Source organism: Paenibacillus tepidiphilus, assembly GCF_008635795.1.
GTDB classification, from domain to species: domain Bacteria; phylum Bacillota; class Bacilli; order Paenibacillales; family Paenibacillaceae; genus Paenibacillus_AQ; species Paenibacillus_AQ tepidiphilus.
This window is the reverse complement of the sequence record NZ_VWRQ01000005.1, coordinates 1-13,968: the sequence shown is the minus strand read 5'-3', so window position 1 is coordinate 13,968 and position 13,968 is coordinate 1. Positions and strand designations below refer to the sequence as shown.

The following is a 13,968-nucleotide window of genomic DNA, read 5'->3' as shown; positions in this document are numbered from 1 at the left end:
CTCCGGTTGCTCGGTTCAAATCATTATTAGGCAGGAGAGGGAAACCGTGTCGCTGCAAAAGTGGTGTTAGGGTTGGTTCCGACAACCACACCTGCTTTGTTGCTATTAAACGTAGTGATGACTTCGTCACCAGCATTAAGCTTCACAATGACTGTGTTCTTTACTATGGTCCCTGCTGTGGCCACCGGAGGAACCTGTACATAATTCTCAGTATCCGAATCCGTACTGGTGGTGGGCTCCCCGTTGATAAAGATGGACACCCCTCCTCTGAAAGCGTCATTGTTATTGGCAATAAAGTAAATACTTATATTAAACAAATACACTCCTGCGGACTTTGCGATGAATGTGGAAGCTGCAGGATCGAACTCACCGTCCAGATCAAAGCGAACGAGATTGAAGGGTATCTTTAAAAAATCTCCGGGAGATACAGGCAGTTCGAACAAGGACATGCCTGCTTTGAACGCAGAAGGCCTGCTGGCAGCCGGTTCAGTAGCACTGTTATTGAACGAAACGGTGGCATTGCCGATGTCACTGATGGCCTGCTTTTGAGTCTGAATCTGTTCCTGGAGCTGAGCCTGTGCTTGCGCCTGCCTCTGTGCTTGTGCCTGAAGCTGCACCTGAAATTCGGCTTCGCTTTGTTTCTGGCTTTGCGTCTGGCTCTGCAGCTGAGCCAGCAATTGCGCCCCGGTCTGTTGCTGGGACTGCGCCTGATTCTGAATAGCAGCCTGGAATTGCTGCAGGGCAGCTGCTTGCGAGTGCAGCTGTGCTTGCAGTGCCGCCTGCGTTTGCGCCTGCTGTTGAGCTATATTAGTGAGCTTTTTCACCTTGAACAACACTTTGCTGTTGTTCGAGGTTTTACATTTGGCATGGCGAACTGGTCTGCTCATTGAAATCCCCTCCGTGTTTATCTATCGTTAGGATGGTTAGGCTGGCGATGGAAATCTGGCTGCTGCGAATGAGGTGTTATTATTAAATCCGACTATTCTTCCTGCTTCATTAGTATTAATCCTGGCAACCACTTGGTCACCGGCGTTAAGCTCCACTACGACTGTGTTCTTCACGATCAATCCCAAGGTGTTCACCGGAGGCACACGCAGGTAACTCTCATTATCCGCATCCTCGCTGGCAACAGGTTCGTTATTTATGAATAATCCCACACCGAGTTTGAAGGGGATATTGTCATTGGCAATATAATAAATACTTACATTGAACAGATAGATACCCGCTGTTTTCGCAGTGAATGTAGAGGTTAACGGATCAAACTCTCCATCAAGGTCAAATTCGGCCGTATCAAACGGAACCGGCGGAGAGGCTCCGGCAGGCAGGGTAACCTGGGAGAGCGAGATCCCCGCTTTGAAGGCGGAAGGTCTTGTGGTGGCCGGGTCAACCAGGATATTGTTCACCGTGACACTGGGGTTGCCGATATTGGACAGCGCTTCCGTCTGCTCCTGCAATTGCTCTTGCAGCTGAGCCTGGCGCTGGAGCTGTGCCTGGAGCTGTGCTTGAAGCTGTGCCTGGAGCTGTGCTTGTTGCTGGAGCTGGGCCTGTGACTGGGCTTGCACCTGTGATTGAACCTGCATTTGAGATTGCAGCTGTGCCTGGGCTTGATTTTGCAGCTGGGCCTGGTTCTGCAGCTGGACCTGGGCTTGAGACTGAGCCTGTTCCTGAAGCTGTGCCTGTGACTGCGCCTGCTGCTGTGTAAGCTCGGTCAGATGTTTGATTGTAAGAGCAAGCTTGCCTTTTTTGGCGGACAAGGCAGCGGGTCTGCGGACATATCTGTACATCTATGATCCCTCCCTTAATAGATAGAAGTTCAAATTATGCAGGCGACGGGAATCTGGCTGCTGAAAAAGAGGTGTTTGGATTAAAGCCGAGAATGATGCCCGGCTTGTTGGCATTGATTACAGCAACAACCTGATCCCCCGCATTGAGCTTGACTATGGCTGTGTTCTTAACAATCAGCCCTTCAGTGATTACGGGAGGAACGCGTTCAAAGTTTTCGTTATCCGTATCATTGCTGGTGACGGCCTCACCGTTAATGAAAATAGCAACACCCAGTGTAAAGGCTTCATTGTTAACGGCGATATAATAAATGCTGACATTAAATACGTAGACGCCGCCGGTTTTGGCTATGAAGGTTGAGGTGGCCGGATCAAATTCGCTGTCAAGATCAAACTCTACGGAATCAAACAATACCTTTGGAAATCCTCCGTCAACCCGTTGTCCGCCGGTGGCAATTTCCGCTTTGAAGGCGGAGGGCTTGGTAATTGCAGGATCACTTAATCTGTTATTGATTGTAATGACAGGATTGCCTATGTTGGTTATACTTTCCGATTGCTTCTGCAGCTGATCCTGGAGCTGGGCCTGTGCCTGTAATTGTAGCTGTGCCAGAGCCTGCAGCTGGGCTTGCAGCTGAAGCTGATTCTGCAGCTGGGACTGGGCTTGCGACTGCAGCTGGGACTGTAATTGCGCTTGAGACTGGAACTGGGTTTGTGCTTGACTCTGAAGCTGTTCCTGCGCTTGCAATTGCTCCTGGGCCTGGGATTGCAATTGTGCCTGCAGCTGTGCTTGGGATTGGCTTTGCTGCTCTGTAATGCGCTCCAGCTTACGGATTTGTTTGGAGAGCTTAAGTTTGGGGCTGCAGGGAGCACAGGTGGATCTATGAATGGGTTTATACATAATCTTCCCTCCGTCAATAAGCATAATTGTTACAAAAGACACAATTATGTATATGACCGGTGTCATTCGCCTGAAAGGGCAGATGATGCGGTGCATTTGCACATTTTAAGTTCCTGAGCAGGCGGGAATTTTACGTGCTACGGAGAAGCATGCTATGCTATAAGCACTTTATGAACCGGCAGGAGGGTCCAGATGAAACGAGACATACAGCATTTGCCATATGGCTACGAGCCGCCCAAGCAGGAGCGTAAGGGAACACTCGTGTTCTATGATTCTTTTGAGGACATCTCGGAACAGGAGCTGGAGGCGGCGGCGAGAACCGCAGTGGAGCGCAGATTCGTCAAGCTGGTGCTCTATCCTTTGCATGAGGAGACGGTCCGGCGGATGACGAAGGAGCCGGTGCAGGCGTATTACAAAAGGGAAGACCGTCTGCACGACTGGCGGAGAGAGCAGGGGAATTCGATGATAACCGTGGAGAGCCTGGAGGGCAAACGCAAGAAATACACGCCGCTCGACTCCGCGCTGCGCCATATCAGCGAGGTCTATCCTGCGCCGTATTTCCTGTATCTGACGCCGGAAATGGCGAATCTGTTCGCGTCATACTCTTCGTTCGAAGGCTGGATTGTGAAGCTCCGGCTGATTCTCTCGGAAGCTCCGGAACAGCTTCATCCCCGGCTCGAACGCTTCAGCCACCGCTGGGATGTGGCGGAGGGTTAAAGCAGTGTGTGCCGGAGGAAGAAGCAGCAGAAGGCCATCCTCAGGGGATGGCCTTTCGTTTTTAGAGAAAGAATAACCTGAAGCTTGCTTCAATCACAATCCATATGCACCAGCTATTTGCGAGTAAGGCAGGCGACGTCCGTACCTGCATCACTCTCCCGTGAACAGGCCGACAAACAGCACCATCCGGCTAATCAATCCTACTGTAGTCGAAAAACCGACCATAATGGGCTTCTGTGAAGGTAAATAGGGCAAACGTAGGCGAAATATCGACCACAATGTCTTGCCGTTGCGGAAAACAGACCCATTGTAGTCGAAAAACTGACCACAATGGGCTGCAGTGAAGGTAGACAGGGCAAACGTAGGCGAAAAATCGACCATAATCCACAAACCAAGCTCACCTAACGAACAGCAGGACAGTACCTTGAAGTTCTCATGTTGCTCTTGTTCAGGGTTAGTGGAAAATCGCCAACTATTTTCACCTGAACGTTAGTGTTTGCATCGCCAATTTGGCTGCATAGAACGGCTCCAGCAAGAAGTGACTGCGTGGGAAGTGAAACGAAACCAGGCTTAAAAGTCGGTGCAATGGCACTTTATAACCGAGCAAGCTAGAGGGGAATTAAAGGCGAATTAAAGCACTTATACCCTGGAATTTGAATTGCTCAAGCTACTAGTAGAGGGGATTTCCTCTATGAGCCTCTATGGGGTGCGTTAGCGTAAGTTAATTGACTGTGCAAGGTCCCAAGACAACGTATGCGAATCCACAGAAAAACCCGTCTTAGCTAAGACGGGCCTAATGGGGGGTTCTGGAGGCGGTTTTGCGCCGGTGAGTGTACATCTTCCACTGGTAATGGATAAAGCAGCCGATGCAGAATCCGAAGATCGCGACCGTGGCGGCGATGGCGACTAATGCGGTGAAGATATAAGCGGCGGTAGTCCAGCCTGCCAGAAAGCTGATGAGGCCCGCGGCCAGGCAGAAGACAGCGATGCTCTGATTGAACTGCTGCTGCTCCCAGTCTTCGAGCACATAAGCAGAGCGTTCTTTGCGCAGAAATGAGGCGCCCAGCTTGATGACGGGATTGTAGCCAAGCAAGAGACCGGAGAGTCCGGCGGCAAGCGGCAGAGCCAGAATAAGATACCAGCCTGTAATCCAGGTAAGCAGCACAGAGAGCACAATAAACGATTGATTGGCTTTCACCAATGGCCGGGGAATCGCTCTGGCCAGTACGGCTTCGCTCATATTTATATTACCTTTCGGATTGGAATAATATAATTATATCTGATCGCGTCTTTTGGCACAATCCATTTTCCTTGACGGCCTTGAAGTTTACATTGTTTAATTTAAATTTTACTATATTAGGATTGACATAAATCCGAAATTTGTGGTTTTATTATGTAGACCGATTGTTATAAAAGTAAAGGAAGTGTCGGGTGTGTCGAACAAGCACAATGCACGCGAGGCGATCGTGGACAGTGCATCCCGGTTATTTTTTACACAGGGCTATCATGCTACGGGATTGAATCAGATCATTAAAGACAGCGATTCGCCCAAAGGGTCTCTTTATTACTATTTTCCGCACGGGAAGGAGGAACTGGCGGTAACCTGCATCAAGCGCACCAGTGAGGTGGTCGCCGAAAAGCTGAAGACTGAGGTGGAAAAGGCGGACAGCGCCGCGGCCGGGGTTCAGGAGTTTATACTGGGCATGGCGCGGGAAGCGGTGGAGTCCTCTTTTGAAGGCGTGGTGCCCTTCAGCTTCTGGCTGGCGGTGGAGACCTCCTGTATCAGCGAAGAGCTGCGCGAGGCATCGCAGTCGGTGTTTACCGGTTGGCAGGAAGTCATTGTGCAGCGCTTGACGGCGGAGGGACTGGAGCCGCTTAAAGCTGCAGCCAAGGCATCCGCAGCGATCTCGCTGTTTGAAGGTGCGCTGATTCAAGCGCTGACACAGCGCAGTGAACAGCCGCTGCTGGCGGCTGCGGAATGTATCTCAGCCATACTGGGCTAGAGGATCAGCTAAAGAATGACAGCATTACAGAGAGACAGTTCTTAAGAAAGAACATATTAGAGAGAGACATTATTTAATTTCAGGAGGATATGAGAGTGGAAGCTACAATGCAAGGCAAGGAACATACACAACCTAACGAACCAAGAAAGCTGAAAGCACTGCCGATTCTGATATCCTTGCTGCTGGCAGGCTTCATCGGAATGTTCAGTGAAACGGCGCTGAATGTGGCACTTTCCGACCTTATGACCATACTGGAGATTACAACTTCGACGGCCCAGTGGCTGACGACAGCCTATCTGCTGACCCTTGGCATTCTGGTGCCGATTTCCGGTCTGCTGCTGCAATGGTTCTCGACCAGACAGCTCTTTATCGCTGCCGTATCCTTCTCCATTGTTGGAACGGCACTTGCGGCGATGTCCCCAAGCTTTGAATTTCTGCTGACGGCACGTGTCGTACAGGCCATTGGTACTGCACTGCTGCTGCCGCTGATGTTCAATACGATTCTCGTTATCATTCCTGCTGAACGCAGAGGCGCAGCAATGGGCCTGATCGGGCTGGTAATTATGGTTGCCCCTGCGGTCGGTCCGACCATCGCGGGTCTCCTGATCGAGAACCTGAGCTGGCACTGGATCTTCTGGCTGTCGCTGCCGTTCCTGGTGGCTGCATTGATCTGCGGAATTCTGTTCATGCAGAATGTAAACAAGGTGACCAAGCCGAAGATTGATATTCTGTCCATTATCTTGTCCAGCCTGGGCTTCGGCGGCATTGTGTTCGGCTTCAGCAGCGCCGGTGAAGGGGGAGGCTGGGGCAGCGAGAAGGTCATCATTGCCATCGCTGTCGGCGTTGTGGCGCTGGTCCTGTTCGCCATCCGCCAGATGAATATGCCGCAGCCGATGATCAATCTGCGGGCGTTCCGTTACCCGATGTTCACCGTAGGCGTAATTATGATCTTCATCTGTATGATGGTTATTCTCTCCTCGATGCTGATCCTGCCGCTCTATCTGCAGGAGGGCCAGGGCTACTCCGCCTTCAAAGCGGGGCTGCTGCTTCTGCCCGGCGGCATTATCAACGGTCTGATGTCTCCGATTATGGGCCGGCTGTTCGATAAATACGGTCCGAAATGGCTGGTTATTCCAGGCCTGATCGTTGTTGGCGCGACCCTGTGGTTCTTCTCGGGCATTACGGCAACTTCTACGGTGGTCTTCGTCATCGTGCTGCACAGCACCCTGATGATCGGCGTCTCGATGATAATGATGCCTGCTCAGACCAACGGCATCAATCAGCTTCCGATGCAATTCTACCCGGATGGCACAGCAATCATGAACACGCTGCAGCAGGTGGCGGGTGCGATCGGTACCGCACTGGCGGTCAGCATCATGAACTCCGGCTCCAAGAGCTATATGGAGACGGCGGCCAATCCGGCCGATCCGGCCAATGCGATTGCCGCGTTTACGCACGGCGTGCAGAACGCTTTTATCTTCGGAATGATTATGGCTCTGATCGGGCTGGCGGTATCCTTCTTCCTGAAGCGCGTTATCGTCAATCATAAATCGCAGATGCCGATGCACTAATTCTCTTCAGGAGTACTATAGGTTCAAAATAGACTCACCCTGCAAACCCATCCTTAATCGGATGGGTTTGTTCTTGGTTCTGAACGTCTCTGAACGGTTCAGACCGAATCTCCGCCGACCACATAGATGGCATTGCCCGTATCGTTCATCGTTGTTTAAACTCTTTTTGCAAATGAAATAGTGCTGTAGTATATTATACATAGATTAACGAGGTATACATAAGCGAACTGGGGGTGTGGAAATGAAGGTCAGCAAAGAAATGCTGAAAGGCAGTACGGGTACGTTGATTCTGACCTTGCTGCAGGACAAGCCGCTGTACGGTTATGAGCTGATCAAACAGCTGGAGCTGCGTTCAGGCGGTGTATTTACGCTTAAGGAAGGCACGTTGTACCCTATTCTGCACGCGATGGAGAATGAGCGCTGGGTGGAAGCCTATTGGCAGGAGGTCGACGGCCGCAACCGTAAATATTACCGCATCCTGGATGAGGGGAAGCTGAAGCTGCGTGAGAAGAAAGAGGAGTGGCAGCTGTTTAAAGGCGCAGTCGATTCGGTATTGGGGGAGGGATAAGAATGAAAAGACGCATAAACGTAATAATACGTAAAAACGTCACTAAAAATAAGGATAAACTCAGGGATCAGACTGCTGCTGTATCCTTCGGTAACGGTAACGGTAACGGTAACGGTTGCGGGGCGGTAGACCACTATTTAGATCAGGTGTGCAGTCATATCGCAGCGCGGGAGCTGCATGCTGAAATCCGCAGTGAGCTTGCCGCACATATGGAGGACAGAATTGAAGAAGACCTGCAAGCCGGATATGCACGGGCAGAAGCAGAGACGCGGGCTATTGCTCAAATGGGTGATCCCGGTGCCGTCGGCAAGGAGCTGAACAAGGCGCACCGGCCGCGTATGCCGTGGCGGCTGCTGGGTGCGGTGCTGCTGCTGGCCGCCATCAGCCTGCTGGGGATGGGCTCGCTGCAGGCGGGCGGATTTCCGTCCGGGAATGCGTTCTTGCCGCTGCAGCGTCAATCCATCTTTACTCTGCTCGGAGCGGGACTGATGCTGGCCGGCTATTATTTTGATTACCGCAGGTTTCTGAAGGGGTCCTGGTGGCTGTATGGTGCGGCGCTGTTTGGGATTGCGTTTGTCGGCCGTTATGGACTTATGGTCAATGGAGAGCGTTCCCGCTGGGTCATGCTGCCTTTCTCGTTCTCCGTTGACGTCGTTGCCCTTAGCACGTATGTGTTCGCTATTGCCGTTGCCGGAATATTCATGGAGGAAAAGGCGGGGGGAAGATTGGGGAACGGGCGCAATATGCTGAAGGAAGCCGGGATTATATTCATCCCGCTGCCATTCTATGTGCTGGCCGGCGGTCTGCCGGAGCTGGCGGTTTATCTGGCCAGTGTACTGCTGCTGTACGCCTGGATGTCCGGGAAATGGCTGCGTACGGCAGGAGCAGTGGCACTGACCGCTGCCGCCGGAATTCCTTACGTATGGAGCCACGATCAGATGCGGGCAAGGATACTTGGGGCAGTAGACTATAATATCAATCCAGACTCCAGCGGGTTTGTGTATAAAATGCTGCATGAAACCATACAATCCGCAGGCTGGTGGGGCCACGGCTTCGGCACGGCGGCCGACAAGCTTGTTTATCCTTACGCCGACATGCTGCCGGCCTATATGGTCCATATTTTTGGTTGGACAGGCGGTCTGGCGCTCATCGGTGCGGTTCTCTTGTTATGTGCCATTCTCCGCTCTGTCCACCGTGCGGTCAGAGATCCATACGGCCAGGCACTCATTCTGGCGCTTTCCATGGTGCTTGCTGCACAGATGATCTACGGGCTATCGGTCTTAAGCGGCAAAATGATTATCGCCAGCCTGCCGTTTCCTTTCCTGAGCTATGGCGGACATGTGCTGTTTGAGTATGCGGCGCTGGGGCTGATGATGGGGATTTACCGCCGCAAGGATATCATTCCTGCCGCAAGCCGGCTCGCCCCCGGCTCCAGAGCCTAGAGTACCGGTAAATACTGGACGGTTGTCCTCTGAAAACGTATACTGGTGGCAAAAGGCAACCTTGCAGAGAGGAGGATAACGGATTGCTGGATAAAAGGCAGGTTGGCATCAGGGTGATTGCCGCCGCGTTGTCTCTACTAGTCCTAGGGCTCGGATCGTTGCTGTTCTTTACCGGCGGCCAGGCGGCTCTTGCCGCTGCAGGTGCGGGGAAACAGCCGAATGCAGCCGCCCAGGAGGCAAAAGCGGTAAAGAAGAACAATCTGCCGCAGGGCTTTGTTTATTTGGATGAGGTCATTCCTTCTGCACAGTTTGAGATCCGCTATTATACGTCCAATAATTTTGTCGGGGCAAGAATTGACGGGTATAAAGCGCCGCTGGCAATTTTCTCCAGACAGGCGGCAGCCGCCTTGAAGAAGGTCAGTGATGATTTGGCGCAAAAAGGGTACATTCTGCACATTTATGATGCTTACCGTCCGCAAAAGGCGGTAAATCATTTTCTGCGCTGGTCGCAGGATACCGCCGATGTGAAGATGAAGTCCCAGTATTATCCGAAGCTGGATAAACGCAATTTGTTCAAGCTGGGGTTCATCGCCAAGAAATCCGGGCACTCCAGAGGCAGCACGGTGGATTTGACGCTGGCCGACAAGAAGACGGGAGCCGTCATCGACATGGGGAGTCCATTTGATTTCTTCGGTGAGATTTCGTATTACAATACGCCGCTGGTCAGCGCGAAGCAGCATGCCAACCGGAAGGTGCTCAAGGATGCGATGGAGAAACGGGGCTTCAAATACTACAGCAAGGAATGGTGGCATTTTACGCTGAGGGCTGAGCCTTACCCAAGTACTTATTTCAATTTCGATGTCGAATAGAATTTTACGATGAGCGTCCGGTATTTTTACAAGAACAGGTTTATCCCGTATGGAAGAACGAATATAGTTGATAGTGGACAAGCGACTATACGTTAAGGCTTGCGTGCATAATAAGGTAAATACAGGAGAGGTGGAATTGACTTGAAGAAGACAATCTCGGCCATGATCCTCAGTATACTGATATTTGCAGCAGGAGCGGGGATGGGCATTATTCCGCAGGCATCTGCGGCCAAGGCAACAAGCGTGATTGTGAACGGACAAGCAGTGACGCTGGCTGCTTCCGATGTCTACAAGGCCGGCGGCACGGTCATGCTGCCCCTGCGGGAGCTGGCGGAGGCGCTGAAATACAAAGCTGCTTACACGGCGGCCACTGGCTCAGTCCAGCTGAGCCGGGTGCAGGAGAAGCACGAATTCAAGGTGGGCACCCAGGAAATCGTGTTAAACGGCAAGGACAAGGCATCGTTCAAGGGCTCCGCCGAATTCAGACAAGGGCGCCTGTATGTGCCGCTGCCGTTCTTCGAGGCGCTTGGCCTGATTACAAGCTATGATCCGCAGGCCGAGCAGGCGGCAATCTATTCACCGGATGTCCTGGCGGCGGCCGTTACGGGCCTGCTCGCGGCAGGGAATGTTCAGGACCTTGGCAAACGCTATATCAGTGCGGGACCCGGAGCGGGCCCTTCGCTTACGCAGATCCAGCAGAGCTGGGAGAAGGTTGCCGGTCAGGCCGGCAATTACTTCGGGGTCAAGGCGGTGAGCAGCACACGGAATGAAGGCGGGACAGTGATTAACAGCGTGCTCAGCTTCGCGAATGGTGAGGCCACGCTGCTGCTGAAGCTGGATTCGTCCGGGTCTGTCACGGGGCTGGAGCTGCAGGCGGCTCCGGTTAGTGCGGCCGGGGCGTCTTCATCCCGGTAAGTATAGTCTGCCGTCAGCGGAACAGCAGCACCCGCTCCAGCGGTCCAAAGACCGCCTGGATCACCAGGGCCAGCTGGAAACGGTCTTGCAGCACGAACAGAATCTCGGAAAGAACCATTAAGAAGACGATATGACCTGTGATCAGGAGAATCGTCTTCTTTTTGCGTTTGCTACGGGCCGTACAGATCCATTCCAGCAGCGTAATCGGCAGGTATCTGATGAAGTTGGTTTCGGTGCTGTCCTACAGATCAGCCCGGCGTTTCTTAAGTGTTCTAACGTGTCCACCGGCAAGCGGCGTCTTGCCGAGCAGTTCGGAGGCCACGATGCCCAGCAGTACGAGTGCAGCACCTGTGTAGCCCTGCAGGGATAACTCTTCCCCGGCGAACCAGAAGCCGAAGAAGGCGGCGAATACAGGCTCCAGTGCGAAGATCAGCCCGGTGCGCGTCGGCGTTGTGTACTTCTGGGCGATGGGCTGGAGAATGAACCCGCAGCCGCTGCACAGGATGCCAAGGGCAAGAATGGCGATCCATGCAGGCGTCGAGGAGGGCAAGGAAGGGCTCTCGAAGATCAAGGAAAGCACAAGTGCAAAGCCTGCCGCAAAGCCGAGCTGCAGGATGCCAAGATTCAGCGAATCGCAGGTCTTGACCGCCCGGCCGGTAACCAGAATCTGCAGGGCATAGAAGACCGCCGACAGGATGCACAGCAAATCGCCCGGCGCAAGCTGCAGAGAAGCGTTCAGCGTCAGCAGGGCGATCCCGGTAATGGCCAGAACGGTGCCGAAGATTTGCGGGGCGGCGATTGTTTTTTTAAAGATTATTCGGTCCAGCAAGGGTACGAACACCACGGTCAATGCCACGAGAAAGCCGGCATTTGAGGTTGTGGTGGTCTTGAGACCAAAGGTAATGAAGGTGAATACACCAAGCAGCAGAAATCCCAGCAGCGCACCCACCTTCAGTGTCCGGGCGTCGATGCGGCGCAGCCGTCTGTGAAACAGCAGGGAGGCAAGAACAAATGCCAGTCCGAAACGCAGGGCGATCAGATTAAATTCTCCAAGGGTGCCGAGGCCCATCTTCATAAAGATATAGGAGGAGCCCCAGAACAATGTCACGATCAGGAGCATAAATTCAGCCTTACGCGGCTTCATGTCGTCATCATCCTTCTTCTTGTCAGCTTAGTATAGTATAATATGCGTGTTTCCATAAGTTAACTGAATGTTTAGCATAGGAACCATGAGCTAAGCTCATGCAAAAGAAGGAGCTGGGCAGGCTTGAGCATCAACAAATATGAGGTGTTTCTTAAGGTCGTGGAGCTGGGCAGCCTGACCAAGGCCGCCGAGGTGCTGGGCTTCACCCAGTCCGGGATCAGCCATACCCTGAGTGCGCTGGAGTCGGAATTCGGATTTGCCCTGCTGATCCGGGGCCGGTCCGGCGTCAGGCTGACTGTCAACGGGGAGCAGGTGCTGCAGCCGATCCGGGAAATTCTGAACTGGAACGAGCAGCTTAAGCAGCAGGTTGCGGAAATTCACGGCCTGGAGACAGGAACTATTACGATAGGCACGTTTACCAGCGTCTCGGTGCACTGGCTGCCGGGGATGATCAAGGAGTTCCGGGCGGAATATCCCTATATCGAGTTCAAGCTGATGGAAGGAACCTATCTGGAAATTGAGCAGTGGATAGAGGCCGGCGTCGTGGACTGCGGGTTCATCTCGCTGCCGACACGCGACAGCTTCGAGGTGATTCCGCTGAAGCAGGACCGGATGCTGGCGGTTGTCGCCAGGGACCATCCGCTCAGCGGAGCGCCTTATATGCCGCTGGCCCAGATTGCCTACGAGGACTTTATCATTCAGAAAGCCGGTTCGGACTATGATGCCCGCCGCGTGCTGGACAAGGCGGGCATCAAGCCGAATATCCGGTTCTCCGCCGGTGATGATTCAGCGATTATTGCCATGGTGGAGAACGGGCTTGGCATCAGCATCCTGCCGGAGCTTGTGATTACCCGGCAAAGTCACAGCGTCGCCGTGCTGGAGCTGGAAGAGCGCAGCTTCCGTTCCCTGGGCATAGCGGTGAATTCCCTGCGCTATGCTTCGCCGGCCACCCGGAGATTTCTGACGCATGTCCAGGAATGGCTGAACAAGCACACCTGAAACAGCAGAGGCAGCTTAAGATGTAGCATCTTGAGCTGCCTCTGCTGTTATTCTGCAATGAAGTTTGTGTTACGGATTGAAGTTCAGTTACAGATTAAAGTTCAGTTACGGTTTGATGCTTGTGCTATTGGATCGAATCCAGCATCTGGAGCAGTCCGGTATATTGCGACAGCAGGGCTGCATCCTCAACTCGTGTGCCGGAAGTATAGTACTCGATATTACCGCTGCCCCGGCCAAGGGGGAAGCGCTGCTCAAGAATATGCTGCAGGTTGCGGGCCGTACCGGCATTGCCGGAAATGAACTGCGTCTCGCGGGGGAAGAGCTTCCGGAGTGCAGGAATGAAATAAGGAAAATGGGTACAGCCCAGGACCACCGTACCATATTTGCACAGATCCAGCCCGGCGAATTGTTCCTGAAGGCAGGATTGTACGCGCTCCTCGCTGAAATCGAAGGCTTCGGCCAGACGGACCAGTCCGGGGAGGGCGAGGCTGTCGACAATATCACGGGAATCCAGACGCTTGACGAGATTATGGTATTTGTCTTCCTGCAGTGTCAGCTGCGTGGCCAGGACCAGCACCTTTTTCGGGGTGCCTTCGACCTGCAGGACAGCAGGCTTTACAGCGGGCTCGATACCGAGAATCGGGAAGAGATACTGACGGCGGAGCTCCTGCACGGCTATACTGGTGGCGGTATTGCAGGCAATGACCAGCGCTTCCGCGCCTTGCGCAAATATGAAACGGACGGCCTCTTCAATATATTGTCTAACTTCATCTTTGGGTTTCTCGCCATAGGGAACATGCGCGCTGTCGGCGTAGAACAGATAATCTTCAGCCGGCAGCCATTTCAGGGCTTGGTGGAGTACGGTCAGTCCGCCGATCCCTGAATCAAAAAATCCGATCTTCAAGTTACACACCATTCTTTCGTAGGTTTACTTGCTTCTGACTGGCTTCAGCTTCATCTATATAAATTGAACTAAAGATTTTTGTGTTGGGATTAGCCGTAACGCAAGAAAACATTTAGACTTCCGGTCGCTTCCCGTCCGTAGATTTCTTAATTTATAC

The 13,968-nt window shown here is 52.9% G+C and carries 15 protein-coding genes; 8 read left to right on the top strand and 7 right to left on the bottom strand.

Going from position 1 to position 13,968, the window contains the following annotated elements; translation table 11 throughout:
* Positions 1-26: 26 nt before the first annotated feature.
* From F1379_RS30520 to F1379_RS07745, 3 genes are read right to left on the bottom strand one after another with little or no spacing between them, the layout of a single operon-like run.
* Positions 27-887, bottom strand: coding sequence for a C1q-like domain-containing protein (locus tag F1379_RS30520; RefSeq protein WP_162551098.1), 861 nt, complete (start codon positions 885-887; stop codon positions 27-29).
* A gap of 36 nt (positions 888-923) precedes the next feature.
* Positions 924-1,784, bottom strand: coding sequence for a C1q-like domain-containing protein (locus tag F1379_RS07750; protein ID WP_150268173.1), 861 nt, complete (start codon positions 1,782-1,784; stop codon positions 924-926).
* A gap of 34 nt (positions 1,785-1,818) precedes the next feature.
* On the bottom strand, positions 1,819-2,679 hold the full coding sequence (locus F1379_RS07745; protein WP_150268171.1) for a C1q-like domain-containing protein: 861 nt from the start codon (positions 2,677-2,679) through the stop codon (positions 1,819-1,821).
* Between the two features lie 192 nt (positions 2,680-2,871).
* Between F1379_RS07745 and F1379_RS07740 the strand changes: the two genes are divergently transcribed.
* Positions 2,872-3,396, top strand: a complete 525-nt coding sequence (locus F1379_RS07740) for a hypothetical protein (RefSeq protein WP_150268168.1) — start codon at positions 2,872-2,874, stop codon at positions 3,394-3,396.
* A gap of 150 nt (positions 3,397-3,546) precedes the next feature.
* Here F1379_RS07740 and F1379_RS07735 read toward each other — a convergent pair whose 3' ends face one another.
* Positions 3,547-3,786 (bottom strand): hypothetical protein, encoded by a 240-nt coding sequence (locus tag F1379_RS07735; RefSeq protein WP_150268166.1) that lies wholly within the window; start codon positions 3,784-3,786, stop codon positions 3,547-3,549.
* 403 nt (positions 3,787-4,189) lie between these two features.
* The gene (locus tag F1379_RS07730; protein ID WP_150268164.1) at positions 4,190-4,636 is read right to left on the bottom strand and encodes a DUF4395 domain-containing protein; all 447 of its coding nucleotides are present in this window, start codon (positions 4,634-4,636) and stop codon (positions 4,190-4,192) included.
* A gap of 193 nt (positions 4,637-4,829) precedes the next feature.
* Here F1379_RS07730 and F1379_RS07725 point away from each other — a divergent pair, with 193 nt between their 5' ends.
* The 6 genes from F1379_RS07725 (at position 4,830) to F1379_RS07700 (ending at position 10,764) form a co-directional block, all read left to right on the top strand.
* A complete protein-coding gene (locus tag F1379_RS07725; protein ID WP_150268162.1) occupies positions 4,830-5,399 on the top strand; it encodes a TetR/AcrR family transcriptional regulator in 570 nt (189 codons plus the stop codon).
* Between the two features lie 107 nt (positions 5,400-5,506).
* The gene (locus F1379_RS07720; protein ID WP_150268762.1) at positions 5,507-6,970 is read left to right on the top strand and encodes a DHA2 family efflux MFS transporter permease subunit; all 1,464 of its coding nucleotides are present in this window, start codon (positions 5,507-5,509) and stop codon (positions 6,968-6,970) included.
* 241 nt (positions 6,971-7,211) lie between these two features.
* Positions 7,212-7,538: a PadR family transcriptional regulator gene (locus F1379_RS07715; protein WP_150268159.1), complete on the top strand. Its 327-nt coding sequence runs from the start codon at positions 7,212-7,214 to the stop codon at positions 7,536-7,538.
* 2 nt (positions 7,539-7,540) lie between these two features.
* Positions 7,541-8,980, top strand: coding sequence for an FtsW/RodA/SpoVE family cell cycle protein (locus F1379_RS07710; RefSeq protein WP_150268156.1), 1,440 nt, complete (start codon positions 7,541-7,543; stop codon positions 8,978-8,980).
* Positions 8,981-9,063: 83 nt separating this feature from the next.
* A complete protein-coding gene (locus F1379_RS07705) occupies positions 9,064-9,849 on the top strand; it encodes a M15 family metallopeptidase (RefSeq protein ID WP_203457061.1) in 786 nt (261 codons plus the stop codon).
* Between the two features lie 141 nt (positions 9,850-9,990).
* Positions 9,991-10,764 (top strand): copper amine oxidase N-terminal domain-containing protein, encoded by a 774-nt coding sequence (locus F1379_RS07700; RefSeq protein ID WP_150268154.1) that lies wholly within the window; start codon positions 9,991-9,993, stop codon positions 10,762-10,764.
* 241 nt (positions 10,765-11,005) lie between these two features.
* On the opposite strand, the gene F1379_RS07695 is transcribed toward F1379_RS07700, so the two are convergent.
* Positions 11,006-11,908: a DMT family transporter gene (locus F1379_RS07695; protein ID WP_150268152.1), complete on the bottom strand. Its 903-nt coding sequence runs from the start codon at positions 11,906-11,908 to the stop codon at positions 11,006-11,008.
* Positions 11,909-12,031: 123 nt separating this feature from the next.
* Between F1379_RS07695 and F1379_RS07690 the strand changes: the two genes are divergently transcribed.
* On the top strand, positions 12,032-12,907 hold the full coding sequence (locus F1379_RS07690; protein ID WP_150268150.1) for a LysR family transcriptional regulator: 876 nt from the start codon (positions 12,032-12,034) through the stop codon (positions 12,905-12,907).
* A 124-nt stretch (positions 12,908-13,031) separates the two neighbouring features.
* Here F1379_RS07690 and murI read toward each other — a convergent pair whose 3' ends face one another.
* A complete protein-coding gene (gene murI, locus F1379_RS07685) occupies positions 13,032-13,811 on the bottom strand; it encodes a glutamate racemase (protein ID WP_150268149.1) in 780 nt (259 codons plus the stop codon).
* Positions 13,812-13,968 lie beyond the last annotated feature (157 nt).

Excerpts from the sequence above, each read along its gene's own strand:
- F1379_RS30520 (WP_162551098.1), bottom strand. The coding sequence starts at position 887 with ATGAGCAGACCAGTTCGCCATGCCAAATGTAAAACCTCGAACAACAGC.
- F1379_RS07750 (WP_150268173.1), bottom strand. The coding sequence starts at position 1,784 with ATGTACAGATATGTCCGCAGACCCGCTGCCTTGTCCGCCAAAAAAGGC.
- F1379_RS07745 (WP_150268171.1), bottom strand. The coding sequence starts at position 2,679 with ATGTATAAACCCATTCATAGATCCACCTGTGCTCCCTGCAGCCCCAAA.
- F1379_RS07740 (WP_150268168.1), top strand. The coding sequence starts at position 2,872 with ATGAAACGAGACATACAGCATTTGCCATATGGCTACGAGCCGCCCAAG.
- F1379_RS07730 (WP_150268164.1), bottom strand. The coding sequence starts at position 4,636 with ATGAGCGAAGCCGTACTGGCCAGAGCGATTCCCCGGCCATTGGTGAAA.
- F1379_RS07720 (WP_150268762.1), top strand. The coding sequence starts at position 5,507 with ATGCAAGGCAAGGAACATACACAACCTAACGAACCAAGAAAGCTGAAA.
- F1379_RS07715 (WP_150268159.1), top strand. The coding sequence starts at position 7,212 with ATGAAGGTCAGCAAAGAAATGCTGAAAGGCAGTACGGGTACGTTGATT.
- F1379_RS07710 (WP_150268156.1), top strand. The coding sequence starts at position 7,541 with ATGAAAAGACGCATAAACGTAATAATACGTAAAAACGTCACTAAAAAT.
- F1379_RS07695 (WP_150268152.1), bottom strand. The coding sequence starts at position 11,908 with ATGAAGCCGCGTAAGGCTGAATTTATGCTCCTGATCGTGACATTGTTC.